We start from the raw sequence: 24,048 nt of genomic DNA, 5'->3' as shown, positions 1-24,048 counted from the left end.
ACCGATGGAGGCCCCGATGACCTGGCGCATGCCTTCCGAGACCGCCCCGCACGAGCGCACGTGGATGGCGTTCCCGCGCGCCGGGCTGACGCTCGGCGACGACGCCGCCTCCGCCGAGGAGGCCTACGCATCCTGGATGGCCGTCGCCCACGCCGTCGCCGAGTACGAACCGGTGACGATGGTCGTCGACCCGAGTGAGCGCGAGCGCGCCCGGCGCATGCTCGGCTCGCACGTCGACCAGGTCGAGGCACCGCTCGACGAGTTCTGGATGCGCGACTTCGGCCCGACCTTCGTCATCGACGACGAGCGCCCCGGCGTTCTCGGCGCCGTCGACTGGACGTTCAACGGCTGGGGCGACCCGGAGTGGGCGGAGTGGCGGAAGTCCGCCGAGATCGCCCGGTTCGTCGCGGAGCGCACCGGCGCCGAGCTCGTCAGCTCCCTGCTCGTCAACGAGGGCGGCGGCATCCACGTCGACGGCGAGGGGACGGTGCTGCTCACCGAGACGGTGCAGCTCGACCCGCGCCGCAACCGCTACGCCGACAAGGAGCGGGTGGAGGCGGAACTCGCGCGCACCATCGGCGCCACGCAGGCGATCTGGCTGCCGCGCGGGCTCACCCGCGACTACGACGACTTCGGCACCAACGGTCACGTCGACATCGTGGCGACCATCCCGTCCCCCGGAACCCTCCTGCTGCACACCCAGCGCGACCCGGAGCACCCCGACCACGCGGTCTCGCGCGAGCTGCGCGCACTGCTCGCCGCGACCACCGACGCGGCCGGACGCGCGTGGGAGATCATCGACCTGCCCGCACCGGCGACGCTGCGCGACGCGCAGGGGTTCGTCGACTGGAGCTACGTCAACCATCTGGTCGTGAACGACGGCGTGGTCGCGTGCGGCTTCGGCGAGGAACGCGCGGACGCCGAGGCGACCGAGATCCTCCAGGCCGCCTACCCCGGGCGTCGCGTCACGATGGTCGACTCGCGGCCGATCTTCGCGCGCGGCGGCGGCATCCACTGCATCACCCAGCAGCAGCCGGCGGTGGAGGGGGTCCGATGACGTTCGACGTGGTGGAGGCCTCGATCGCCGACCTGAGACGCGCGCTGGAGGCCGGGGAGACGACGAGCGAGGAGCTGGTGAGGGCGTACCTGGCGCGGATCGACACGTACGACGCCTCCGGCCCGCGCCTCAACGCGGTCGTGGTGCGCAACCCCGACGCGCTCGGTGAGGCCCGCGCATCCGACGCCCGCCGTGCCGGCGGAGCGACGCTCGGGCCGCTGGACGGCATCCCGTACACGGCGAAGGACAGCTACCTCGCCCGCGGGCTCACCGCAGCGGCCGGGTCGCCCGCGTTCGAGCACCTCGTCGCGCAGCGGGACGCGTTCACCATCGAGCGCCTACGTGCCGCGGGCGCCATCCTGCTCGGGCTGACGAATATGCCCCCGATGGCGAACGGGGGGATGCAGCGCGGCGTCTACGGCCGCGCCGAGTCCCCCTACAACGGCGACTACCTCACGGCGGCGTTCGGGTCCGGGTCCTCCAACGGGTCCGGCACGGCGACCGCCGCCAGCTTCGCCGCGTTCGGTCTCGGCGAGGAGACGTGGTCCTCCGGCCGGGCGCCCGCCTCCAACAACGCGCTGTGCGCCTACACGCCGTCGCGTGGCGTCATCTCGGTGCGCGGGAACTGGCCGCTCGTGCCGACGATGGATGTGGTGGTGCCCCACACGCGCACCATGTCCGACCTCCTCGAGGTGCTCGACGTGATCGTCGCCGACGACGCCGAGACGCGCGGCGACTTCTGGCGCGCCCAGCCGTGGGTGCCGATCCCGCGGGCGTCCGAGCTGCGGCCGTCGTCGTATCCGTCTCTCGCGAACGGCGCCTCCCTCGACGGGCGTCGCATCGGCGTCCCACGCATGTACATCAACGCCGACCCGGACGCCGGCACGGCCGAGCGCCCGGGCATCGGCGGCCCGACCGGCCGCCGCATCGAGACGCGCGAATCCGTGATGGCGCTCTGGGAGGCGGCCCGCCGCGACCTGGAGGCTGCGGGCGCGACCGTCGTGGAGGTCGACTTCCCGGCGGTGTCGAACTACGAGGGCGACCGTCCCGGCGCGCCGACCATCGCGACGCGGGGGCTGGTGAGCCCCGCCTACCTGCGGCGCGAGATCGTGGACCTGTCCGCGTGGGCGTGGGACGACTTCCTCGCGGCGAACGGCGATCCCGCACTGCGGACGCTCGCCGACGTGGACGGCTCGCGGATCTTCCCGCACCCGGAAGGCGCACTTCCCGACCGCTACGACGGCTTCGAGGACGACATCGCCGACTACCCCGCCTGGGTGCGTGCGCATCCCGGGACGACGCTCGAGAGCATCCCGGAGCTGGAGGGCGGCCTGCGCGGGCTGGAGGAGACGCGTCGCGTCGATCTGGAGGAGTGGATGGACGGGCTGGGCCTCGACGCCGTGGTCTTCCCCGCCGTCGCGGACGTCGCCGCCGCCGACATGGACGTGAACCCCGCCGCCGCGGACCTCGGCTGGCGCAACGGGGTGTGGGTCGCGAACGGCAACCTGGTGCCGCGGCACCTCGGCATCCCGACGGTCACCGTGCCGATGGGGACGATGACGGACACGCGGATGCCGGTCGGCCTCACGTTCGCCGGCCGCGCGTACGACGACGCGGCCCTCCTGCGGCTGGCCGCCGCCTTCGAGGCGACGGGCCGCCGCCGCACGGAGCCGCCGCGCACGCCGCGGCTCGCCTGACCCGGTCTCGCCGCTCGGCCCCGTCACGATTCGTGCCGAATCGTGGTTATGCGGCGTTCATAACCGCGATTTGGCACGAATCGCGGCGCGGGACGGGAGCAGGCAGGGCGCCACGGTGTCTCGGTCGTACGCCGCGCGACGGACCCGGATGCGCCTGCCGGCGGACGCGGCCCCGGCCGCGGGCTGCGAGCGTGGAGGCATGCACCCACAGAGTCCGCGCCTCCTCGGGGCAGCGTTGTCCCTCCTGCTCGCCGCGACCCTGGTGGGATGCAGCGCCTCGGCCGGTGCGCTCGTCCGGCCCTTCGGTGAGCCGGGGACCGCGCCCGGCACCGCCCAGGGCGCCGGCCCGGACAGCGTCCGGGGCCTGACCGACGACGACGGGTACATCCCCGAGGGGAGTTCGCTGCAGCTCGACAGCGAGCTTCCGGCGGTCACCCGGCTGGACCCTCGGCTGCTCGACGCGCTGCGGCAGGCGCAGCAGGCGATGGTCCAGGACGGCGACGGGTCGCGCATCACCATCGCCGACGGCTGGAGGTCGGAACGCTACCAGGAGTCCCTGTTCGCGCAGGCCGTCGCCCGGTACGGCAGCGAGGAGGAGGCGGAGAAGTGGGTGCGGCGCGGCCGCGACTCCGCTCACGTGCGCGGCGAGGCAGTCGACATCGCCGACGCCGGAGCGATGGACTTCCTCAACCGCTTCGGCGACGCCTGGGGACTGTGCCAGGCGTACGCCAACGAGGCCTGGCACTTCGAGCTGCTGACGCAGCCCGGCGCCGCGTGCCCCGCCCCATCCCCCGACGGCCGGGGCTGACCCGCGCCTTTCCCCTCCCCTCGCCTCACGATTCGTGCCAAATCGCGGTTATGGGCGTCGCAAAACCGCGATTCGGCACAAATCTCCGCGCCCGCCGCGCTGATGCGCGCTGCACATTCGGCACGAATGTCGCTCCACCGCGCGCGATGCCGCGCATTCGGCACGAATGTGCGCCCGCGACCGCTCGCGCGGCGGCGGCACTGCAGCGCCACCGCGGCACCGAGACCGCGCACCCCGCCCGGTAAGCTGGTCGCCGTGTCCAAGGTTCTGAGCAGTCTGCCCGTCGGTGAGCGAGTCGGCATCGCGTTCTCGGGAGGGCTCGACACCTCCTGCGCGGTCGCGTGGATGCGTGAGAAGGGCGCCGTGCCCTGCACGTACACCGCCGACATCGGGCAATACGACGAGCCCGACATCGACGCGGTCCCCGGCCGCGCGAAGGAGTACGGCGCCGAGATCGCCCGGCTCGTCGACGCCAAGCGCGCCCTGGTCGAGGAGGGACTGATCGCGCTGCAGTGCGGCGCCTTCCACATCCGCTCGGCGGGCAAGACCTATTTCAACACGACCCCGCTCGGCCGCGCGGTCACCGGCGTCATGCTGGTGCGCGCGATGATGGAGGACGGCGTCGAGATCTGGGGCGACGGCTCCACCTACAAGGGCAACGACATCGAGCGGTTCTACCGTTACGGCCTGATCGCCAACCCGCGGCTGCGCGTCTACAAGCCGTGGCTGGACACCGCGTTCGTGGAGGAGCTGGGCGGCCGCACCGAGATGAGCGAGTGGCTCGTCGCCCGCGGCTTCCCCTACCGCGACCCGAGCGAGAAGGCGTACTCCACCGACGCCAACATCTGGGGCGCCACCCACGAGGCGAAGCGCCTGGAGGAGCTGGACGCCGGTCTCGACATCGTCGACCCGATCATGGGCGTCGCCGCCTGGCGCGACGACGTCGAGGTGACGCCGGAGACCGTGACCGTCCGGTTCGAGGCCGGTCGTCCGGTCGCCATCAACGGCGCCGAGTTCGACGACCCGGTTGCGCTCGTGCTGGAGGCCAACGCGATCGGCGGCCGTCACGGCCTGGGCGCGTCCGACCAGATCGAGAACCGCATCATCGAGGCGAAGAGCCGCGGAATCTACGAGGCGCCGGGCATGGCCCTGCTGCACATCGTCTACGAGCGCCTGCTCAACGCCATCCACAACGAGGACACGGTCGCGAACTACCACAACGAAGGCCGCCGCCTCGGCCGCCTCATGTACGAGGGCCGCTGGCTCGACCCGCAGTCGCTCATGCTCCGCGAGTCCCTGCAGCGCTGGGTCGGCTCGGCCATCAGCGGCGAGGTCACGCTGCGACTGCGCCGCGGCGACGACTACACCATCCTCGACACGGCGGGCCCGGCGCTCAGCTACCACCCCGAGAAGCTGTCGATGGAGCGCGTCGGCAACTCCGCCTTCGGCCCCGCCGACCGCATCGGCCAGCTGACCATGCGCAACCTCGACATCGCCGACTCCCGGTCGCGGCTGGAGCAGTACGCCGCCGCCGGCCTGATCGGCGGCCCGACCGGCGCGCTGGTCGGCGAACTGGAGGAGGGACGCGCCCGCGCGATCCTCGAGGGCGTCGAGTCGGTGGATGAGGAGCTTTCCCGCGAGATCGACCTCAGCTCCGAGGGCGCCGCGTTCGACTCCGGCACCGACTGAGCGCGAGCGGGAGACCGCACAGGATGCGCACAGCGCGCACCGTTGCGGCCCGCGCATCCGTACGATGAGGGTATGGACACGCGCGAGGCCGAGGCGGAGGAGCACCGCCCCGAGAACTGGCCGCTCGGCCGGCTGCTCGGCGCCGCCTCGCGGGCCGTCGAGCGTGCGTGGGCCGAGGCGCTGGAGCAGCGCGGGCTGACGCACGCCGGACTGATCGTGCTGCACTTGCTCGAGCTGGGGTTCGACTCGCAGTCCGATCTGGCGCGGATGGCGCAGGTCGAACCGCAGACCATGTCGCGCACCGTCGACCGCCTGGTCCGTGAGGGCCTCGTCACCCGCACTCCCGACCCGGTCGACCGTCGCCGGCACGTGCTCGCGATCACCGACGCGGGCCGGTCGGCGTTCGCGGGGGTGCGCGGGCTGGAGGACGACGTGTTCCCCGAGGTCGCCGACCCCGACGCCCTGCGCGCGGCACTGCTGCAGATCGTCTCCGCCCGGTCATGAGCGCGCCGCACCGCGTCGCCGTGCTGGTGCTGGAGGGCGCGAAGCCGCTCGACGTGGGCATCCCGGCGCAGGTCTTCTCGCACCGGCCGAGCATGCCGTACGAGGTGCGGGTGTGCGGCGCGGCCCCCGGGCTGGTGACCGGCGGGGACGGCCTCTCGTACCACGTGGCCGAGGGTCTGTCGGCGCTGGAGCAGGCCGACACCGTGTTCGTCCCGGGCTACCGCTCGCCCGCCACCACCGAGCCGCCCGCCTCCGTCGTCGGAGCGCTGCTGGCCGCGCACGAGCGCGGCGCACGGCTCGCCGCCATCTCCACCGGGGCCTTCGCGCTGGCTGCGACCGGGCTGCTCGACGGCAGGCGCGCGACCACCCACTGGCACTACACGCGGGCGCTGGCGGAGCGGCATCCCCTGGTCCGGGTCGACGAGAACGTGCTGTTCGTCGACGAGGGCGACATCCTCACCTCGGCGGGCGCCGCGTCCGGCATCGACCTCTGCCTGCACCTGGTGCGCCGCGACCACGGTGTCGGCCTCTCGAACCGCGTCGCCCGGCGGCTGGTGTCCGCGCCGTACCGCAGCGGCGGCCAGGCGCAGTACGTGCCGCGGAGTGTGCCGGAGCCGCTCGGCGACCTGTTCGCCAGCACGCGGGAGTGGGCGCTCGCGCACCTGGCCGAGCCGCTGACCCTGGACCAGCTGGCCCGGAACGCGAACGTGTCCGCCCGAACGTTCTCCCGGCGGTTCGTCGAGGACACCGGCTACACCCCCATGCAGTGGGTGCTCCGCGCGCGGGTCGACCTGGCGCGCGAGCTGCTGGAGCGCACCGATCTGGGCGTCGAGCAGGTCGCCGCTCGCGTGGGACTCGGCACGGGCGCCAACCTGCGGCTGCACTTCCAGCGCATCCTCGGGACATCGCCCACGGAGTACCGGAACACGTTCTCGGCCTGACGATCCGCCTGGCCACCTGTCGACGGGCTGCTGGCGTGATCCTTGCGCCACCTGGCGAAATGTCTGGCGCGATACTTTCGCAGCATGGCATCCACGCCACTAGCTGACGCGTCAGCCGATGACGAGCATGGATGCGGCAACACGAAAGGAACGCCCATGACCCGCATCGCCATCAACGGATTCGGCCGTATCGGCCGCAACACCCTCCGCGCCCTCCTGGGGCGCGACACCGACCTCGAGGTCGTCGCCGTGAACGACCTCACCGCCCCTGCGACCCTCGCGCACCTCCTCGCCTTCGACAGCTCGCTCGGCCGGCTCGGACGCTCCGTCGAGGTCGACGGGGACACCCTCGTGGTCGACGGTCGCCGCATCCGCGTGCTCGCCGAGCGCGAGCCCGCCGACCTGCCGTGGGGCGAGCTCGGGGTGGAGGTCGTGCTCGAGTCCACCGGGCGCTTCACCTCCGCGGAGGCCGCACGCGCCCACCTCGACGCCGGCGCGCGCCGCGTGCTGGTCAGCGCCCCGTCCGACGGCGCGGACGTGACCCTGGCGTACGGCGTCAACACCGACGCCTACGACCCGGAGCGTCACGTCATCGTCTCCAACGCCTCCTGCACGACGAACGCGCTCGCCCCGCTCGCCGCGGTGCTCGACGACCTCGCGGGCATCGAGCACGGCTTCATGACGACCGTCCACGCGTACACGCAGGAGCAGAACCTGCAGGACGGCCCGCACCGCGACCTGCGCCGTGCGCGTGCGGCCGGGGTCAACATCGTGCCGACGACGACCGGCGCCGCGAAGGCCATCGGCCTGGTGCTGCCTCAGCTCGACGGCAAGCTGTCGGGCGACTCGATCCGCGTGCCGGTGCCCGTCGGCTCCATCGTGGAGCTCAACACCACCGTCGCTCGGGACGTCACCCGCGACGAGGTGCTCGCCGCATACCGTGCGGCGGCCGACGGCCCGCTGCGCGGCATCCTGGACTACTCGGAGGACCCGCTGGTGTCGAGCGACATCACCGGGCAGCCCGCCTCGTCGATCTTCGACTCGGCGCTGACCCGGGTGGATGGGCGTCACGTCAAGGTCGTCGCCTGGTACGACAACGAGTGGGGCTTCTCGAACCGCGTCGTGGACACGCTGGAGCTGCTGGCCCGCGCCTGAGTTTCACTGCCCGAGGCTCACTCCTCGCGAGGAACCTTGACGGTGAGGCTGGACGGATCGACCCAGGTCCGGAGCGCGGAGGCGCGCCCGAACAGGTCGCCGTCCAGCTCCACCTCCTCCGCCCGGCTCAGCCGCATGACGAACTCGCGGCCCTTGAGGTAGTTCATCGCCCGCACCTCCCGGTCGGCGCCCATGAAGCGCCGGCCGACGGTGGTGCGGCGCAGCACGCCGTTCTCCCAGAAGATCTTGACGACGATCTGCAGCCATCCGATGAACCCCTCCGGCCGCAGGACGACGATGTCGAACTCGCCGTCGTCCACCGCCGCATCCGGCAGCAGCAGGATGTTGGCGGGGAGCGACCCGCAGTTCCCGATCAGGACGGTGTGGGCGCGCGCCGAGTGCACCCCCCTCTTGTCGAGCTGGTAGCGGACGCGCAGCTGGTTCTTGTCGCGCAGCACCGTTCCGATCGCCTTCACGTAGGCGAGCCACCCGTGGCGCGCCTTCAGGTCGTCGTCGGTCGCCGCGATCATGCGCGCGTCGATCCCGACGCCCGCCATGACGAGATAGGCGTGGCGGCGGATGGGACCGTCCCCGTCGCGCAGCTCGGCCACGCCCATGTCGATGGACCGGTCGCCGCCGTCGAAGGCGGAGTCGAGCGCGTTCTCCACGTCATCCAGGGTGAGGTCCAGGTTGCGGGCGAGGAGGTTGCCGGTCCCGGAGGGCAGCAGGGCGATGGGGACGTCGCTCCCGCGTAACGCCTCGGCGACGGTGCGCACCGTTCCGTCGCCGCCGGCGGCGATCACGACGTGGGCCCCGCGCTCGAGGGCCTCATTCGTCTGGCCCCCGCCGGGGTCGTCCTCCGTGGTCTCGAGCCAGATCGTCTCGTTCCAGCCCCAGCGCCGCTCGGCGGCTGCGAGCGCTTCCCGGAGCGCGGGCTCATCCACCTTCACCGGGTTCACGACGATGGCGGCGGTCCTCGGATGCTCGGGCATACCCCGGACAGTACCGGCGAACGGGCGGCTGCGGAAGCTCGCGGGGATCCCGGGCGCGGCTCACGGCCGGCGCAGGCTCACGGACGGGCGCGTCTGCAAGCCGGCGGCAGGCTGGTCAGCCCTTGCCCCCGCCCGGGCCGCCCTTGCCTGGGCCGCCCTTGCCCGGACCGGGCTTGGCGGGTTGCTGCTTGGCGGGGTCCTGCTGCGGAGCGGGCTGCTGAACGGGAGCCGGTTGCACCGGCTCCTGCGTGGCGGGCGTGTCGACCGGCGCGACGGTCGCGGGCGGCGCGACGACGCTGGGCGTCGGCCGGGGGGTGTCCGGGACGCTCTGGGGCTTCTCCGACGCCGGCGCCATCATGCTGCCGAGCCCGAGCGTCGCCAGGACGACCAGGATGCTGCCCGCGACCGCCCCTGTCGCGACGATGCCACGCCGGCGACGCGTCGACGCGGGCGAGCGGCGGGCACGCGCAGTGGGCAGGATGCGCGTCGGGTCGGTCGCTTCGCGCCCGGCCCCGGCATCGGCGGTGCCGCCGGACGGCTCGGCCTCCGCCGCCGCCGCCTCCGCCCCGACCGCGGGCATCGCGACCGTGGCCACGTCCTCCGGCGCTTCGGGCGTCCACCCCGCCAGCTGAGGCGCGAGCTCGCGGGCCATGACCGCGACCTCGAGCGCCGTGGGACGCAGCTGAGGATCGCGCGCCGTCATGGCGCCCAGCATCCCGCGCCAGTCCTCGGGCAGCGACGAGGGGATGCGCGGGTCGCGCGCCGCCCGCGCGGCCACGGCTTCCAGCGGAGTCCCGGGGTACTCGCGCACCCCGGTCAGCGCCTCGAGCATCACGAGACCGAGTGAGTAGATGTCGGAGGACGGCCCGGGCTCCCCGCTGAAGATCTGCTCGGGGCTGAGGTAGCCGGCGGTACCCATCACGGTGCCGATCGTGGTGATGCGCTCGGAGCCGACGAGGTGAGCGATCCCGAAGTCGGCCAGTTTCACGACGGTCTTGCCGCCGGGGACGCTCGCCTCGGCGAGCAGGATGTTGCCCGGCTTCAGGTCGCGGTGCACCATGCCGGCTTCGTGCACGACCACGAGCGCCTCGGCGATTCCCACCACCACGTCGACGGCCTCCTGCGGAGGGAGCGGACCGTGCTCCAGGCGGGTGCGCAGGTCCTCTCCGTCGAGGAGCTCCATCACGAGGAAACTGGGCGTGGAGTCGCCGTCCGCCGCGAGGTGCGCATCGTGGAGCGCGACGAGGTTCGGGTGGCTCAGCCGCCCGAGCATGGTCGCCTCCGTGCGCCGTCGCGCATCGTCCACCGCTGTTCCGCTGGCGAACACCTTCACGGCGACCTCGCGGTCCAACCGCCGGTCGAGCGCGCGGAACACCGTCGCCATCCCGCCCCGACCCAACCGGTCGTGCAGCTCATACCGCTCGAGGAGCACTTGTTCGTCCACCGCGCGAGCATACGCGCCCAACCCGTGTCCGTGAATCCGCCGACAGTCGCGTCCGCCCCCGTTGCATACGGGCGCATCCTGGGCATGACTGATAAGAGTGACGCACGAACCGGAGGAGCCTCGGCCCGAGACGGGTGTGCTCGAGGCGCTGCAGGTCTACCGCGCGGCGGAGGCCGCGATGCGGCGGCGCACCGGGGCGGCGATGGGGATCGGCGAGAACGACCTGCTCGCCCTGCGTCTGATCCTCGACAACACGGCCGCGGGACGTCCGACCTTCGCCAAGGACGTCAGCGCCTATCTGGGGGTCTCCAGCGCGTCCACCACCCTGCTCATCGATCGGCTGACGAAGGCGGGATTCGTGGAGCGGCGTCCGAGCCGCATGGACAAGCGCTCGGTGGAGCTGGTCCCGACCCGCGACGCGCTCGGCGACACCGGTCCCCTGCTCGCCGCCGCTCAGGAGCAGATCGCCGCCGCGACCGCCGAATTGAGCGCCGACGAGGCCGAGACGGTGACGCGTTTCCTCACGAAGATGCGCCAGACGGTGGACCGGATCGCGTCCGAGCGCACGGCTAGGCCCAAACGGACGTGAAGTCAAGGGGATTGCTAGGCAATTGAAGCAGTTGTTGTGTGGAGCGCGTCAAGGAAAGGACACTTCTCCATGAACATCCTGCTCATCATCGTTGCCATCATCGCGATCATCCTGCTGCTCACCGGCGGCTTCGTGCAGTCCCTGAACTTCCTGCTCTGGGTCGGAATCATCCTGCTCGTCCTGGCCGTGATCGTCTGGCTGGTGCGGCTGCTCACCGGAAGCCGCCGGGTCTAGGCCGGGAGACGCCATGAGCCTCGGCGCAGGGATCTTCCTCGTCGTTGTGGGCGCGATCCTCGCGTTCGCTCTCAACGTCCAGGTCGGCTGGATCGACCTGCACCTGGTGGGCTACATCCTGATGGTCGCCGGAGTCATCGGCATCATCATCGGGATCGTGCTGCTCACCCGGCGTCGCTCCTCCGTCGCCACCACCCGCACGGCCGTCGATCCTGCGACGGGCGAGCGCGTGACGCGCCGGACGGGCGAGTCGGACGACATCGTCTGACACCTTCCCTCTCGAACGCCGAAGCCCCCGTGCCGCAGGGTACGGGGGCTTCGGCGTCGGCCGTTCAGACCATCGTGTCGAGGATGCCGACCAGGTCGTCGTAGGTCGTCAACGGGTTCAGCACGGCGAACCGCGTGTTCGGCCGGCCGGCGTGCGAGCTCGGTGTGACGAAGGCGCGCTGCTCGTCGAGCTGGCGAGCCGACCAGACGGCGTAGTCCTCCTTCGTCCAGCCCTCCCGCTCGAACACGACGACGGAGAGCTGCGGGCGCCGCACCAGGCGGAACCCGTCGCGCCGCTCGATCTCGTCGGCGATCTGCCCGGCCAGCCTGATGGACGCCGTGACGGCGTCGCGGTACGCGGCGGCCCCGTGCGACGCGAGCGAGAACCAGAACGGCAGCCCGCGCGCCCGGCGCGTCAGGTGCGCCGCGTAGTCGGACGGGCTCCACTCGGTGTTCTCGGTGAGCGTGTCGAGGTATTCGGCATGCTGCGTGTGCGCGCGGCGACCCGCCTCCGGGTCGCGGTAGATCAGCGCGCAGGCGTCGAACGGCGCGAACAGCCACTTGTGCGGGTCGACGATCACGGAGTCCGCGTGCTCGACGCCCGCGAAGCGATGGCGCGCGAGCGGGGACAGCATTCCGGCCAGCCCATAGGCGCCGTCGACGTGCAGCCAGAACGAGAACTCCGACTTGAGGGCCGCGACGGAGGCGATGTCGTCGACGATGCCGAAGTTGGTCGATCCGCCGGTCGCGACGACCGCGAAGACGGCGTCGCCGTACTCCTCCAGCGCCGGACGCACCGCGTCACCGGTGAGGACGCCGGACTCGCCGGGCGAGACCGCGACGACGTCCACATCCATCACCCGGGCGGCCGACGACACCGAGGAGTGCGCCTCGGAGCTGCAGACGATCACCCAGCGGCCCGACGGGTTGCCCCGCTCGGTGCGTGCGGCGTCGCGGGCGGCGACGAGCGCGGAGAGGTTGCCGAGCGTCCCGCCCTGCACGAAGACGCCGCCCGCCGTCGCCGGCAGCCCGAACTCGCTCGCCAGCCAGGCGAGCACCTGGTTCTCGGCGTAGACGGCTCCGGATCCCTCGAGCCACGAACCGCCGTAGACGGCGCTGGCCGACACCACCAGGTCGAACGCGGTCGCCGCCTTGGTCGGGGCGGTCGGGATGAACGAGAGGTACCGCGGGTGGTCGGTGGTGATGCAGGCGGGGGCGAGCACGTGCTCGAAGAGGGCGAGCGCGCGCTCGGCGCCGATCCCGCTCTCCGACACGGTCTGCCCGGCGAGCCGGCGCAGTTCGAACTCGGGCAGCGGCTTGTCGAGCGGGGTGTCCTCGCTCAGGATGCGGCGCCGCGAGTAGTCGAGCACCAGGTCGACGAGTTCGCGGGTCTCGGGGGTGACCGCATGCATGCGGTCGGCGGACGGGGCGGGCGTGTTGGTCATGGAACCTCCGACGGACATGCTTTCACACAGATCCCGCACGCGTTTGGCGCGGTATGCACGCAATCCGCGTGATTACGCCCCGTACGCATTTTCATTGCAGATGACGGACGCCCGACGGCCGATCCGCTGCGTCGAAGCCGTCCCGGGCGCGCCACGCATCCTGCTAGGTTCGACCGGTGAGCGACACGCCTGCAGCCGACATCGCGACCGACGAACGACTCGTCCGCCGACTGCTCGCGGAGCAGCATCCCGATCTCACAGGAGAGCTGCGACTGGTCTCGGACGGCTGGGACAACCAGGTGTACCGCCTCGGCGACCGCTTGGCGGTGCGCGTTCCCCGCCGCGAGGTCGCCGCGCACCTGATCGAGCACGAGCAGCGGATGCTGCCCGCGATCGCCGCCCGCGTCAGCGTCCGCGTTCCCGCTCCCGTGCGCGTCGGCGCGCCCTCGGAGGCGTTCCCCTGGCCGTGGAGCGTGATCGAGTGGTTCGAGGGGACGGACGGCGCCTCCGTCGACGCGTCCGAACGCGCAGGGCTGGCGGAGCCGCTTGCGCGCTTCGTCGGAGAGCTGGCCGTCCCGGCGCCGGGCGCGCCCAGGAACCCGGTGCGCGGCGTGCCGCTCGCCACGCGCGACGAGGTGGTGCGCCTGCGGCTGCGGTCGCTGTCCGGACGACGGCAGGTCGCCCACCTGGAGCAGGCCTGGCGCGACGCTCTGAAGGCCGCGGTGTGGGACGGGCCGCCCCTGCTGCTGCACGGCGACCTCCATCCCGGAAACCTGCTGCTGGGCGGGGGCACGCTGGCCGCCGTGCTGGATTTCGGGGATGTGACCAGCGGCGACCCCGCCACCGACCTGGCGACCGCGTGGCTGACGTTCGACGGGGACGCCCGGGAGGCGTTCCGCGCGGCGCTGCCCGCATCCCCCGACCGTGCGACCTGGAGGCGCGCTCGCGGCTGGGCGGTCGCGATGGCGTCCGCGCTCGCCATGTCGTCCGACGACAACCCCCGCATGGCGGCGCTCGCCCGGCACACCCTCGACCAGCTCGAGGAGTGAACGGCCCCTAGATGCCCCGCTCGTGCGTGGTTCCGGTGACGTGCTGGCCGTCCTCGTCGAGGGCGATCAGGCCGGAGGAGCTCGCGGCCGAGGCCGCAAGGTGCTCGATCCATTCCCGGTCGATCACAGGGGGTCGCGACCCGCTGTAGCGGAAGCGGAGGGGGATGGACGGGTCGATCCAGATGGTGGTTCGGCCGTCGCCGTTCTCCGCCGACTCGCGCCAGCTGAGGGCGAAGGACTCCTTGCGGCGCAGCTTGGAGACGATCACGACCTCGAGGTGCGCGAGCACGCGGTCGTCGAACGAGATCTGCGTGCTGCTGTCGTACATCATGTATCCCATCCGGCACCTCCACGGACACCGTACAACCTCGCCCGCGCCTCGCGCCCGTCCCGATCTGTCCGCGCGCCGGCCCCGACCCCCGAGTACACGAAAACTGCACGGATTCGCGATGAATCCGTGCAGTTTTCGTGTAGTCGACGGTGGGGGGTGGGGGGTGGGGGGGTTACCAGGAGGAGCGGATGAGCTTCTTGTTGACGAACTCGTCGGCGCCGAAGCGGCCCAGCTCCCTGCCCGAGCCGGAGCGCTTCACGCCGCCGAAGGGCAGTTCGGCGCCGTCGGCGAGCACCACGTTGACGAACACCATGCCCGCCTCGATGCGGTTCGCGACGCGCTCCGCCTGCTCCTTGTCGGTCGTGTAGAGGTACGACCCGAGGCCGAACGGGGTGTCGTTCGCGATGCGGACGGCGTCCTCCTCGTCCTTCGCGCGGAAGACCTGCGCGACGGGACCGAAGAACTCCTCCTTCGAGGCGGGGTTGTCCGGGGTCACATCCGTGAGCACCGTGGTCTCGAAGAAGGCGCCGTTGCGGCCGCCTCCGCGGACGAGGGTCGCACCGTTCTCGACCGCACGCTTCACCTGCTCGTCCAGGTTCTCCGCCGCCTTGAGCGACGAGAGCGGGCCGAGTGCCGAGTCCTCGCTGGTCGGGTCGCTCGCCTCCACCTCCGACAGTTTCGCGGTGAACTTGTCGAGGAACGGCTGGTACAGCTCGTCGATGACCACGAAGCGCTTCGCGGCGTTGCAGGACTGACCGCTGTTGTCGAGGCGCGCGTCCACCGCGTTCTGCACCGCCGCATCCAGGTCGTCGGTGGAGAGCAGGATGAACGGGTCCGAGCCGCCGAGTTCGAGCACGACCTTCTTGAGGTTGCGGCCGGCGATCTCCGCGACCTTGGCGCCGGCGCGCTCGGAGCCGGTGAGCGAGACGCCCTGCACGCGCGGGTCGGCGATCACCGTCTCGATCTGCGGGTGGCTGGCGTAGATGTTGACGTAGGCGCCCTCGGGGAAGCCTGCGTCGAGGAAGATCTGCTGGATGGCGGCGGCCGACTCCGGGCACTGCTCCGCATGCTTGAGCAGGATGGTGTTGCCGATCACCAGGTTCGGGCCGGCGAAGCGGGCCACCTGATAGTAGGGGAAGTTCCACGGCATGATCCCGAGCAGCACGCCGAGGGCCGAGCGGCGGACCACGGCCGAGCCGTCGCCGTCGAGCAGCTGGATCGGCTCGTCCTTCAGGAAATCGTCCGCATGGTCGGCGTAGTACTCGTAGATGGCTCCGGCGAAGTCGACTTCCGCCAGGGCCTGCTCGACGGGCTTGCCCATCTCGAGCACGATGATGTCGGCGAGCTGCTGGCGGCGCTCGACGTGCAGTTCGCCGACCCGGCGGACGAGCGCCGCGCGCTCCTGCACGGTGGTCGATCGCGACCACGTCCGGAACGCGTTGTCGGCGGCCGCGATCGCGGCCTGCAGGTCGTCGTCGCTGATGGTGTCGAAGGTCTTGACCATCTCGCCGGTGGCGGGATTGGTCACGGCGTAGCTCATGGCGCTCCTCTTCTTCGCTGAAACGGGTCTGGCCCAAGATGACAATACGGCTTCCGGGGCGACTGTGACCCGCCACCCCGTCCAGCCGGGCAACGCATCCTCGACAGCGCGTACAGCTTCCCGGACGTTCGCCCGCCATCCCCTGCGAGCCTTCGCACGAACGATTGCCTTTGCGCAAGCCCAGCGTTCAATGGGCTGCATCAACGGACGTCGAGCGAAGGAGGGGCCGGTGGAGCTCAGCGGCAGGAGCGTCGTCGTCACGGGCGGCAACAGTGGGATCGGGGCGGCGATCGTCCGCTCCCTGGCGGCAGCCGGCGCCGCCGTGGTGATCGACTACGTCTCCCATCCCGAGGACGCCGCCGACCTCGTCAAGGAGGTGACCGCCGGCGGGGGACGCGCGATCGGCGTCGAAGCGGACGCCTCGACCACGGCCGGCATCGACAAACTGATCCAGACCGCCGTCGACGAGTTCAGCCGGCTCGACGCCTTCGTCAACAACGCCGGCATCGAGAAGCGGCACAGCCTGCTCGAGGTGGACGAGAAGACCTTCGACGAGGTCATCGCCATCAACCTGAAGAGCGCCGTCTTCGGCACGCAGCGCGCCGCCCAGCGGTTCATCGCCCAGGGCGGCGGAGGCGTCGTGGTCAACGTGTCGTCGGTGCACGAGGACTGGCCGATGCCCGGCAACCTCAGCTACTGCGTCTCGAAGGGCGGGATGCGGATGCTCACCCGCACGGCCGGGGTGGAGCTCGGCCCGCAGGGGGTCCGCGTCGTGAGCGTCGCGCCCGGCGCCGTGAACACCCCGATCAATGCCGCCACCATGAAGGACGACTCGTTGCGGCAGAAGCTCGAGAACAGCATCCCGCTGCGGGAGGTGGCCGAGCCGTCGCAGATCGGCGACGTCGTCGCGTTCGTCATCTCGGACGCCGCGGCCTACATGACGGCGACGACCGTCTTCGTCGACGGCGGCATCATGCACGGAAGCGTGGGTCTGTGACCGCGAAGGAGTGACCGATGACCGAGCCGCACATCCTCATCCTCGGGGCCGGTTTCGCCGGCTTCGCACTGGCCAGGGACCTGCGCCGCGATGCCGCCGCCCATCGGCTCCGGCTGACCGTCGTCGAGCCGCAGCCGTACCTGACCTACAAGCCGCTGCTGCCCGAGGTCGCGGGCGGCGAGACGCAGGCGCGCGACAGCGTCGTGCCGCTCCGCCGGCCGCTCCGGCACGCGGACGTCGTCTCGGGCACGGTCGAGTCCGTCGACCCGGACGCCAAGCTGGCCGTCGTGCGCGCGCTCGACGGCACGCAGCGGTCCCTCTCCTACGACCACATCGTGTTCGCCCTCGGCGCGGTGACGAAGACGCTGCCCATCCCGGGTCTCGCCGAGAACGCCATCGGGTTCTCGAGCGTCGAGGAAGCGTCCTTCCTGCGCGACCACGTGCTGGAGCGCATCCGTCTCGCCGCCGCCACGCACGATCGGGCGGAGCGGCAGCGTGCCCTCACGTTCGTCTTCGTCGGGGGCGGGTACACCGGTGTCGAGGCGATCGCCGAACTGCAGCGCCTCGCGGCGGCGGAACTCGAGCGGTACCGCGAGCTCGACGGCGAGCGGATGAACTGGCTGCTGGTGGAGGCCGCCGGCCGCATCACCGCTGAGCTCACCGAGTCGCTCTCCGCCTGGACGCTGCGGCTGCTGCGCCGTCGCGGAATCCGCGTCCTCCTCCGCACCGAGATGGAGACGTGCGAGAACGGCGAGGTGCTGCTCAGCAACGGGGAGACGCATCCGTCGGACACCATCGTCTGGGTCGCCGGGGTCACGCCGAACCCGGTGCTGGAGCGGGCGGGCGTGCCCCGGGGGAAGAAGGGGCACGTGCAGTGCGCAGCGACCATGCAGGCGGTCCGCGACGACGGCACGGTCGTGGACGGTGTGTGGGCGCTGGGCGACGACGCGCAGGTGCCCGACCTGACCGCGGAGCACCAGCCCGCGTACTACCCGCCGAACGCGCAGAACGCGATACGGCAGGCGCGCGTGCTGGCGGACAACCTCCGCCGGGCGCTCGACGGGCGCGCTCCTGTCGAGTACCGGCACCGCTCGCTCGGCACGCTGGCCAGCTACGGCGGGATGCGCGGGGCCGCCGTGCTGCGCGGCCTGCCGCTGCGCGGACTCCCGGCCTGGGCGGTCGACAAGGTGTACCACGCGATCGCGCTGCCGAGCCTGAGCCGACGCTTCCGCCTGGTGCTCGGGTGGATCGGGAACGGGTTGACGCCGCGCGACGACGCACCGGTCAGCGCGTTCCCCGACCCCCGGCAGCGGTTCCGGGAGGCGGCGGAAGAGCAGTCGAAGAGATGACGCAACTCATGGAGGTGGCAGTGCGACACAGGACACGCGGCCGGCGCCCGGTACGACGAACGGGACACCGGGCTGTCGACGGGATCGACCGCCTGGTGCGGAACGTCGAGACCGGCCGCTTCGAGCGGTCGCTCTCCGGGCTCACCGCCGTCGGCTCGCTCATTACGGCGGGCGAGATCTTCTTCGAGCACGACAAGGCGAGCTTCGGGAACCCGTGGATGTGGGCCCCGATCGTCCTGGGGCCGGTCGGCGCGATCGCCGGAGTGGCCGGGGCCGTCAACCGCCGGGCGGCGAAGACGCTTCTGCCGATCGCCTCCGCGACCATCATCGCGAACGGCCTGCAGGGCACCTACCTGCACGCGCGCGGGGTGGCGCAGAAGCCGGGAGGCTGGCACAACCTCCGCTACAACATCGAGATGGGGCCGCCGCTGCTCGCGCCGCTGCTGGTCACGATGGTCGGCGGGATGGGGCTGCTCGCCGCGATCCTGAGGCGCGAACGATGAGCACGCCTCCGGTGGAGCGCGGCACCAGCGTGCCCGTCCGGTTCCCGGGGTTCCGCACCCTCGACCAGGCCGCGCACTGGGACGAGGCCACGCGGGCCGTCGTCCTGTCGCGCGCAGGACGGGCCGCCGACATCCGCTTCTTCGACGTGGCCGAACAGGCGACGGCGACCGCGCTCTTCGACGAGCTGCTCGACCAGGGGGGCGAGGACCGCATCCCCGTCACCGCCCTCGTGGATGCGCGCCTGGCCGAGAGCCAGACCGACGGCTGGCACTACGACAGCATGCCGAGCGACGCCGACGCGTGGCGCCTGACGCTCGCCGCCCTCGACGACGACGCACGTGCGGCGCACGGCTGCGGCTTCGCGGAGTGCGACCGCGGCGAGCGCCCGGCCCTGCTGGAAGCGATCCGGAGCGGCGACGGGGACTGGCACGACTTCCACCGCGGACAGGTCTGGAGCCTCTGGACGCGTTACGCCTGCACGGCGTTCTACAGCCACCCGGCGGCGTGGGACGAGATCGGGTTCGACGGCCCCGCCTACCCGCGCGGCTACAAGAATCTCGGGGTCGGCCGGCGTGAGCCGTTCGAGGTCGCGGACGCCCATCCCGCCGAGATCCCCGCCACCGGAGCGGAGCGCCGCGCCGGGGGCCGCTCGTGAGCGCGAGGGTGCGGGACCGCAACGCCTCGGCCTGGCTGCTCACCCCCGACGGGTCGCGCACCGAGCCGCGCCTCCGCGAGCGGATGCGCCGGTTCGCCGACACCGACGAGGTCGACATCGCGATCGTCGGGTGCGGCGCGGGCGGCTCCGTGCTGCTGCAACGGCTGGCGCGAGCGGGCTGGAACGCGGTGGCGTTCGACGCCGGGCCGTTCTGGGAGCCCGAACGCGACTGGGTGAGCGACGAGGCCGGATCCCACCACCTGTACTGGACGGAGCCGCGGCAGATCGGCGGCGGCGACCCGGTGCCGCTCGGCTCGAACAACTCCGGCCGCGGGGTCGGCGGATCGATGGTGCACTACGCCGGTTACGTGCCGCGGTTCCACCCCAGCGACTTCCGCATCCGCAGCACGGACGGCGTCGGCGCCGACTGGCCGATCGCCTACGACGACCTGGCCCCCTACTACTCCGACATCGAGAACGAGCTGCCCGTCGCCGGCGAGGACTGGCCGTGGGGCGATCCGCACCGCTACCCGCACCGTCCGCATCCCGTGTCCGGGAACGGAGAGACGTTCCTGCGCGGCGCCGACGCCGCCGGTATCACGGCGAAAGTCGGGCCCGTCGCGATCACGAACGGCCGCTTCGGCCACCGGCCGCACTGCATCTACCGCGGGTTCTGCCTGCAGGGCTGCAAGGTGAACGCGAAGGCGTCGCCGCTGATCACCCACCTTCCCGACGCCCTCGACCACGGGGCGGAGATCCGGGCGGACAGCATGGTGACCTCGATCGAGGTGGACCAGCGCACCGGTCACGCGACCGGTGTGCACTACCTGCGCGACGGCGTTCCCCGCTTCCAGCGCGCCCGGATGGTCGCGGTGGCCGGATACTCGATCGAGACGCCGCGGCTGCTGCTCAACTCGCGGTCGCCGCGCTTCCCCGACGGCCTCTGCAACGACTTCGACCAGGTGGGCCGCTACCTCATGGTGCAGGGGGCGCCGCAGACCGCGGGCCGCTTCCCGGACGAGGTCCGGATGTGGAAGGCCCCGCCGCCCGAGGTGAGCACGGAGCAGTTCTACGAGACCGACCCGGGCGAGCCCTACAAGCGCGGCTACTCCATCCAGACCGTCTCCCCGCTGCCGATCACCTGGGCCGAGCACGTGATGGCGCAGGGCCACTGGGGCGCGGATCTGCGCCGCTACATGTCCGACTACGTGCACTGGGCGTGCCTCGGCGCGCTGTGCGAGTTCCTCCCCCAGGCCGGCAACCGGGTCACTCTGGCCGACGAGACCGACCGCTACGGCCTCCCGGTCGCCCACGTCTCGTACACGCAGTGCGACAACGACCGCGCGCTCGCGAAGGCGGCACAGGCGACGATGGAGCGCATCCTGGAGGCCGCCGGCGCGCAGGAGACGATGACGGTGCAGCGGTACGCGCACCTCGTCGGCGGCGCGCGGATGGGCGCGGACGAACGGGCGGCGGTCGTCGACGCGGACTGCCGCACCTTCGCCGTGCCGAACCTCCTGATCACCGACGGCAGCGTTCTGCCGACGCAGGGCAGCGCGAACCCGGCGCTCACGATCATGGCCGTCGCGGCGCGGGCCGCGGATCGGCTGCTCGGGCGGTGAGGGGCGTCGGGCCGGCGAGGGGCGTCGGGCCGGTGAGGGCGTTGACGGCACGGCGCGGAAGCGTTGGATGGCCAGCAGCGGAGAGCACGAGACACAAGGAGGAGACAGCATGGCGACGGTGAGCGAGTTCGTGATCGAGCGGATCCGGGAGTGGGGCGTCCAGCGCGTCTTCGGGTACCCCGGCGACGGCATCGGGGAGTTCGACGGGGCGCTCGGCAAGGCGGAGCGGGCCGGGAAGGGGCTGGAGTACATCCGGCCGACGCACGAGGAGATCGCCGCCTTCATGGCGACGGCGCACGCGAAGTTCACGGGCGAGGTGGGCGTCTGCATCGCCACGTCGAGCCCGGGCGGCTTCCACATGATCAACGGTCTGTACGACGCCAAGATGGACAACCAGCCGGTGGTCGCGATCGTCGGCCAGCAGGGGCTCGACTCGCTGGGGACGTTCAACCAGCAGGAGAGCCACCTGGAGCGGACCTTCTCCGACGTGGCGGCCTACGTGCAGACCATCGTGTCGCCCGCGCAGGCGCAGGCCGTGGTCGACACGGCGTTCCGGACCGCGATCACCCGGCTGCAGCCGTGCGTCATCATCCTGCCGCACGACGTGCAGGGACAGAAGATGGTGGAGCCGGGTCCGGAGATATGGCAGTCGCGGTCCAGCGCCGTCGCCCCGTCCATCCGCATCGCTCCGCCGCTGGAGCAGCTGCAGGCGGCCGCGGACGTCATCAACGCGGGCGAGCGCGTCACCTTCCTGGTCGGCGCCGGCGCGAACGGCGCGACGGCGGAGGTGCTGCAGGCGGCGGAACTCGCCGGCGCCGGCATCGTCACCAGCCTGCGGGGCAAGCACGTGGTGCCGTCGGATGTGCCGTTCCACACGCAGCAGCTGGGTCTGCTGGGCTCGCGGGCGAGCTACCAGCAGATGAAGGACTGCGACACCCTCGTTCTGCTCGGCACGAACTACCCGTACGGGCAGTTCCTTCCCGCGACCGGGCAGGCGCGCGCCGTCCAGATCGACCTCCGCCCGGAGCAGCTCGGGATGCGCTACCCCACCGAGGTCAGCATCTGGGCCGATGTGAAGGCCGCACTGGACGGCCTGCTGCCCCTGCTCACCCGCAAGGAGGACCGGTCCTGGCAGGAGAAGGTCACCGCCGACATGGCGGACTGGGACCACGAGCTGACGGCCCAGGCGGAGCGGACCTACGACGACGGCGTCAACCCGCGCCGCGTCTACCAGGAGCTGAACAAGCGCCTCCCCGCCGGTGCGATCGTCACGGCTGATGCGGGCACGACCGCCGACTGGTACGGCCACTACGTCCGGTTGCACGACGGGATGCTCGGGGACCTCTCGGGACGGCTCGCGAGCATGCTGGCGGCCATGCCGTACGCCGAGGCCGCCAAGTTCGCGTTCCCGGACCGGGCCGTGGTGTGCACGATCGGGGACGGCGCCTTCCAGATGCTCGGGATGAACGAGCTGATCACCATCAAGAAGTACCTGTCGCGGTGGTCGGACCCGACCTTCATCGTGCTCGTGCTCCACAACGACGACCTCACCCAGGTCTCCTGGGAGATGCGGACGGAGGACGGCAACCCGGTGTGGTCCACCTCGCAGGACGTGGAGTCGGTTGACTACGCGGGCTGGGCGAGGCTGCTGGGGTTCAACGGCATCACGGTGACCGAGGACGACGACGTGGCCGCGGCGTGGGATGCTGCGTTCGCGCATCGCGGCGTCACCCTGATCGACGCCCACACCAGCAAGAACGTGCCGCCGCTGCCACCGCACATCACGTTCGAGTTCGCCAAGAACACGGCGAAGGCGCTCCTCACCGGCGACCCCGAGGGCCTCGGCGCCATCAAGGACTCGGCCGCCTCCCTGGTCACGGAGGGGGTGGAGCGGGTCAAGGGCGCCCTGCGGCGGGACGACCGTGGCGAGAGTGACGATGAAAGCTGACCGTGACACGCGGCTTCGCGGCATCGCCGCGGAGTCGTACGTCGTGCCGACGGCGACGGGAGGACGTGAGCGACCGGAGAGCGACGGGACGATCAGCTGGGACAGCACGGGCGTCGTGGTCGTCCGGCTGACGGCGGGAGGGGAGACCGGGCTCGGCTTCTCGCACACCTCCCCCGCCGCGCTGGGCGTGGTCCGTGAGCTGCTGTGCCCGGCGATCGCCGGGATGGATGCGCGGGACACCGAGCGCATCTTCTGGGCGATGGCCCGCGCCGTCCGCAACGCCGGATGGCCGGGCCTGTGCGCGAGCGCCGTCGCCGTGGTGGACATCGCCGTGCACGATCTGGCGGCCCGGCTGGCGGACGTGTCCCTGACCCAGTACTTGGGCGGTGCGCGCGATTCCGTCGCGGCCTACGGCAGCGGCGGCTTCACCGACTACACGGACGAGGAGCTGACCGATCAGCTGGGCGCCTGGGCGGAACACGGACTCCGTGCAGTGAAGATGAAGGTGGGGACGCATCCCGACGACGACGTGCGCCGCGTCACGCTCGCGCGGGAGGCGATCGGCCCGCACACGGAGCTGTTCGTCGACGCGAACGGCGCCTACGAGCGCAAGCAGGCCCTCGGTCTCGGCGAGCGGTTCGCCGAGCTGGGCGTCGACTGGTTCGAGGAGCCGGTCTCCAGCGACGACCGCACCGGCCTCCGGCTGCTCCGCGACCGGCTGCCGGCGCCGCTGCGTGTCGCGGCCGGCGAGTACGGCTACGTCCCGGCGGACTTCCGCGACCTGCTCGCGGACGACTGCGTGGACGTTCTGCAGGCGGACGCGACCCGCTGCGGCGTCACCGGTTTCCGGGCCGCCGCCGCCTTGGCGCAGGCGTTCGGCGTGCCGCTGAGCGCTCACACGGCGCCCGCCTTGCACGCCTCGCTCGGCGCTGCCTTCGACGGCGTCATCAACGTCGAGTACTTCCACGACCACGCCCGCATCGCCGGGGCGTTCTTCGACGGCGTGCCGGCGCTGCGCGACGGCGACCTGGTGCCCGACCGGTCGGCGCCGGGCCACGGCCTGACGCTGAAGGAGGCGGACGCCCTTCCCTACCGGGTGGATGCGTTCCGCCGTGACCTCGATGACGACGGGAGAGGTGGATGACCTGCCGGTGCGCGTCCTCGCCTTTCTGGCGGAGTGCGCCGGAGCGTCGCGCATCCTCGCGGCCCGCCCGCGCCGCGTTCACGGTAG

Annotated in this window: 23 protein-coding genes; 18 read left to right on the top strand and 5 right to left on the bottom strand. The window is 71.8% G+C overall.

Features of this window, described 5'->3' with window-relative positions; translation table 11 throughout:
* Window positions 1-16: 16 nt before the first annotated feature.
* The 7 genes from ACR9Y5_RS03140 to gap all read left to right on the top strand — a co-directional run bounded on the left by ACR9Y5_RS03140 (window position 17) and on the right by gap (window position 7,851).
* Window positions 17-1,057 carry an agmatine deiminase family protein gene (locus ACR9Y5_RS03140; RefSeq protein WP_481296598.1) on the top strand — a complete coding sequence of 347 codons (1,041 nt, stop codon included), beginning with the start codon at window positions 17-19 and terminating at the stop codon, window positions 1,055-1,057.
* Window positions 1,054-2,754 (top strand): amidase, encoded by a 1,701-nt coding sequence (locus ACR9Y5_RS03135; RefSeq protein ID WP_481296597.1) that lies wholly within the window; start codon window positions 1,054-1,056, stop codon window positions 2,752-2,754. The genes ACR9Y5_RS03140 and ACR9Y5_RS03135 overlap by 4 nt, the downstream gene beginning before the upstream one ends.
* Before the next feature lie 199 nt (window positions 2,755-2,953).
* Window positions 2,954-3,562, top strand: a complete 609-nt coding sequence (locus ACR9Y5_RS03130) for a M15 family metallopeptidase (protein ID WP_481296596.1) — start codon at window positions 2,954-2,956, stop codon at window positions 3,560-3,562.
* Window positions 3,563-3,817: 255 nt separating this feature from the next.
* The gene (gene argG, locus ACR9Y5_RS03125; protein WP_481296595.1) at window positions 3,818-5,251 is read left to right on the top strand and encodes an argininosuccinate synthase; all 1,434 of its coding nucleotides are present in this window, start codon (window positions 3,818-3,820) and stop codon (window positions 5,249-5,251) included.
* A 72-nt stretch (window positions 5,252-5,323) separates the two neighbouring features.
* Entirely contained in the window at window positions 5,324-5,755 is a 432-nt protein-coding gene (locus tag ACR9Y5_RS03120) for a MarR family winged helix-turn-helix transcriptional regulator (protein ID WP_481296594.1), read from the top strand.
* Window positions 5,752-6,696 (top strand): GlxA family transcriptional regulator, encoded by a 945-nt coding sequence (locus ACR9Y5_RS03115; RefSeq protein ID WP_481296593.1) that lies wholly within the window; start codon window positions 5,752-5,754, stop codon window positions 6,694-6,696. The genes ACR9Y5_RS03120 and ACR9Y5_RS03115 overlap by 4 nt, the downstream gene beginning before the upstream one ends.
* Before the next feature lie 156 nt (window positions 6,697-6,852).
* Window positions 6,853-7,851: a type I glyceraldehyde-3-phosphate dehydrogenase gene (gene gap, locus ACR9Y5_RS03110; protein ID WP_481296592.1), complete on the top strand. Its 999-nt coding sequence runs from the start codon at window positions 6,853-6,855 to the stop codon at window positions 7,849-7,851.
* Between the two features lie 17 nt (window positions 7,852-7,868).
* Here gap and ACR9Y5_RS03105 read toward each other — a convergent pair whose 3' ends face one another.
* Window positions 7,869-8,843: a diacylglycerol/lipid kinase family protein gene (locus ACR9Y5_RS03105; protein WP_481296591.1), complete on the bottom strand. Its 975-nt coding sequence runs from the start codon at window positions 8,841-8,843 to the stop codon at window positions 7,869-7,871.
* A gap of 115 nt (window positions 8,844-8,958) precedes the next feature.
* Window positions 8,959-10,287, bottom strand: coding sequence for a serine/threonine-protein kinase (locus tag ACR9Y5_RS03100; RefSeq protein WP_481296590.1), 1,329 nt, complete (start codon window positions 10,285-10,287; stop codon window positions 8,959-8,961).
* Between the two features lie 97 nt (window positions 10,288-10,384).
* On the opposite strand from ACR9Y5_RS03100, the gene ACR9Y5_RS03095 reads away from it, so the two are divergent.
* The 3 genes from ACR9Y5_RS03095 to ACR9Y5_RS03085 all read left to right on the top strand — a co-directional run bounded on the left by ACR9Y5_RS03095 (window position 10,385) and on the right by ACR9Y5_RS03085 (window position 11,378).
* A complete protein-coding gene (locus tag ACR9Y5_RS03095; protein WP_481296589.1) occupies window positions 10,385-10,876 on the top strand; it encodes a MarR family winged helix-turn-helix transcriptional regulator in 492 nt (163 codons plus the stop codon).
* Between the two features lie 69 nt (window positions 10,877-10,945).
* The gene (locus ACR9Y5_RS03090; RefSeq protein WP_183080093.1) at window positions 10,946-11,110 is read left to right on the top strand and encodes a hypothetical protein; all 165 of its coding nucleotides are present in this window, start codon (window positions 10,946-10,948) and stop codon (window positions 11,108-11,110) included.
* Between the two features lie 13 nt (window positions 11,111-11,123).
* Window positions 11,124-11,378, top strand: a complete 255-nt coding sequence (locus ACR9Y5_RS03085) for a DUF6458 family protein (protein WP_481296588.1) — start codon at window positions 11,124-11,126, stop codon at window positions 11,376-11,378.
* A 64-nt stretch (window positions 11,379-11,442) separates the two neighbouring features.
* Here ACR9Y5_RS03085 and ACR9Y5_RS03080 read toward each other — a convergent pair whose 3' ends face one another.
* Complete coding sequence (locus ACR9Y5_RS03080) at window positions 11,443-12,840, bottom strand: pyridoxal phosphate-dependent decarboxylase family protein (protein ID WP_481296587.1); 1,398 nt, start codon at window positions 12,838-12,840, stop codon at window positions 11,443-11,445.
* A gap of 158 nt (window positions 12,841-12,998) precedes the next feature.
* Here ACR9Y5_RS03080 and ACR9Y5_RS03075 point away from each other — a divergent pair, with 158 nt between their 5' ends.
* Window positions 12,999-13,871, top strand: a complete 873-nt coding sequence (locus ACR9Y5_RS03075) for an aminoglycoside phosphotransferase family protein (RefSeq protein WP_481296586.1) — start codon at window positions 12,999-13,001, stop codon at window positions 13,869-13,871.
* A 7-nt stretch (window positions 13,872-13,878) separates the two neighbouring features.
* Here ACR9Y5_RS03075 and ACR9Y5_RS03070 read toward each other — a convergent pair whose 3' ends face one another.
* Window positions 13,879-14,211: a DUF7882 family protein gene (locus ACR9Y5_RS03070; protein ID WP_481296585.1), complete on the bottom strand. Its 333-nt coding sequence runs from the start codon at window positions 14,209-14,211 to the stop codon at window positions 13,879-13,881.
* 163 nt (window positions 14,212-14,374) lie between these two features.
* Window positions 14,375-15,742, bottom strand: a complete 1,368-nt coding sequence (locus ACR9Y5_RS03065) for an NAD-dependent succinate-semialdehyde dehydrogenase (RefSeq protein WP_481296584.1) — start codon at window positions 15,740-15,742, stop codon at window positions 14,375-14,377.
* A gap of 229 nt (window positions 15,743-15,971) precedes the next feature.
* On the opposite strand from ACR9Y5_RS03065, the gene ACR9Y5_RS03060 reads away from it, so the two are divergent.
* The 7 genes from ACR9Y5_RS03060 to ACR9Y5_RS03030 all read left to right on the top strand — a co-directional run bounded on the left by ACR9Y5_RS03060 (window position 15,972) and on the right by ACR9Y5_RS03030 (window position 23,961).
* Complete coding sequence (locus tag ACR9Y5_RS03060; RefSeq protein ID WP_481296583.1) at window positions 15,972-16,739, top strand: glucose 1-dehydrogenase; 768 nt, start codon at window positions 15,972-15,974, stop codon at window positions 16,737-16,739.
* A gap of 17 nt (window positions 16,740-16,756) precedes the next feature.
* Window positions 16,757-18,088 carry an NAD(P)/FAD-dependent oxidoreductase gene (locus ACR9Y5_RS03055; protein WP_481296582.1) on the top strand — a complete coding sequence of 444 codons (1,332 nt, stop codon included), beginning with the start codon at window positions 16,757-16,759 and terminating at the stop codon, window positions 18,086-18,088.
* Between the two features lie 95 nt (window positions 18,089-18,183).
* The gene (locus ACR9Y5_RS03050; protein WP_481296581.1) at window positions 18,184-18,591 is read left to right on the top strand and encodes a hypothetical protein; all 408 of its coding nucleotides are present in this window, start codon (window positions 18,184-18,186) and stop codon (window positions 18,589-18,591) included.
* Window positions 18,588-19,247, top strand: a complete 660-nt coding sequence (locus ACR9Y5_RS03045; RefSeq protein WP_481296580.1) for a gluconate 2-dehydrogenase subunit 3 family protein — start codon at window positions 18,588-18,590, stop codon at window positions 19,245-19,247. Before ACR9Y5_RS03050 ends, ACR9Y5_RS03045 begins: the two co-directional genes overlap by 4 nt.
* Window positions 19,244-20,869, top strand: a complete 1,626-nt coding sequence (locus tag ACR9Y5_RS03040; RefSeq protein ID WP_481296579.1) for a GMC family oxidoreductase — start codon at window positions 19,244-19,246, stop codon at window positions 20,867-20,869. Before ACR9Y5_RS03045 ends, ACR9Y5_RS03040 begins: the two co-directional genes overlap by 4 nt.
* 109 nt (window positions 20,870-20,978) lie before the next feature.
* Window positions 20,979-22,817, top strand: coding sequence for a thiamine pyrophosphate-requiring protein (locus ACR9Y5_RS03035; RefSeq protein WP_481296578.1), 1,839 nt, complete (start codon window positions 20,979-20,981; stop codon window positions 22,815-22,817).
* Entirely contained in the window at window positions 22,807-23,961 is a 1,155-nt protein-coding gene (locus ACR9Y5_RS03030) for an enolase C-terminal domain-like protein (RefSeq protein ID WP_481299510.1), read from the top strand. The genes ACR9Y5_RS03035 and ACR9Y5_RS03030 overlap by 11 nt, the downstream gene beginning before the upstream one ends.
* Window positions 23,962-24,048 lie beyond the last annotated feature (87 nt).

It is taken from the genome of Leifsonia sp. KNZ13-11D, from assembly GCF_056754895.1.
This window is presented reverse-complemented; position numbering and strand designations above follow the sequence as displayed.

What these genes read in the sequence shown, in the direction of transcription:
- ACR9Y5_RS03140 (WP_481296598.1), top strand. Translation starts at nt 17, where the DNA reads ATGACCTGGCGCATGCCTTCCGAGACCGCCCCGCACGAGCGCACGTGG.
- ACR9Y5_RS03135 (WP_481296597.1), top strand. Translation starts at nt 1,054, where the DNA reads ATGACGTTCGACGTGGTGGAGGCCTCGATCGCCGACCTGAGACGCGCG.
- ACR9Y5_RS03130 (WP_481296596.1), top strand. Translation starts at nt 2,954, where the DNA reads ATGCACCCACAGAGTCCGCGCCTCCTCGGGGCAGCGTTGTCCCTCCTG.
- ACR9Y5_RS03120 (WP_481296594.1), top strand. Translation starts at nt 5,324, where the DNA reads ATGGACACGCGCGAGGCCGAGGCGGAGGAGCACCGCCCCGAGAACTGG.
- ACR9Y5_RS03115 (WP_481296593.1), top strand. Translation starts at nt 5,752, where the DNA reads ATGAGCGCGCCGCACCGCGTCGCCGTGCTGGTGCTGGAGGGCGCGAAG.
- gap (WP_481296592.1), top strand. Translation starts at nt 6,853, where the DNA reads ATGACCCGCATCGCCATCAACGGATTCGGCCGTATCGGCCGCAACACC.
- ACR9Y5_RS03105 (WP_481296591.1), bottom strand. Translation starts at nt 8,843, where the DNA reads ATGCCCGAGCATCCGAGGACCGCCGCCATCGTCGTGAACCCGGTGAAG.
- ACR9Y5_RS03090 (WP_183080093.1), top strand. Translation starts at nt 10,946, where the DNA reads ATGAACATCCTGCTCATCATCGTTGCCATCATCGCGATCATCCTGCTG.
- ACR9Y5_RS03085 (WP_481296588.1), top strand. Translation starts at nt 11,124, where the DNA reads ATGAGCCTCGGCGCAGGGATCTTCCTCGTCGTTGTGGGCGCGATCCTC.
- ACR9Y5_RS03080 (WP_481296587.1), bottom strand. Translation starts at nt 12,840, where the DNA reads ATGTCCGTCGGAGGTTCCATGACCAACACGCCCGCCCCGTCCGCCGAC.
- ACR9Y5_RS03070 (WP_481296585.1), bottom strand. Translation starts at nt 14,211, where the DNA reads ATGGGATACATGATGTACGACAGCAGCACGCAGATCTCGTTCGACGAC.
- ACR9Y5_RS03065 (WP_481296584.1), bottom strand. Translation starts at nt 15,742, where the DNA reads ATGAGCTACGCCGTGACCAATCCCGCCACCGGCGAGATGGTCAAGACC.
- ACR9Y5_RS03055 (WP_481296582.1), top strand. Translation starts at nt 16,757, where the DNA reads ATGACCGAGCCGCACATCCTCATCCTCGGGGCCGGTTTCGCCGGCTTC.
- ACR9Y5_RS03045 (WP_481296580.1), top strand. Translation starts at nt 18,588, where the DNA reads ATGAGCACGCCTCCGGTGGAGCGCGGCACCAGCGTGCCCGTCCGGTTC.
- ACR9Y5_RS03035 (WP_481296578.1), top strand. Translation starts at nt 20,979, where the DNA reads ATGGCGACGGTGAGCGAGTTCGTGATCGAGCGGATCCGGGAGTGGGGC.
- ACR9Y5_RS03030 (WP_481299510.1), top strand. Translation starts at nt 22,807, where the DNA reads ATGAAAGCTGACCGTGACACGCGGCTTCGCGGCATCGCCGCGGAGTCG.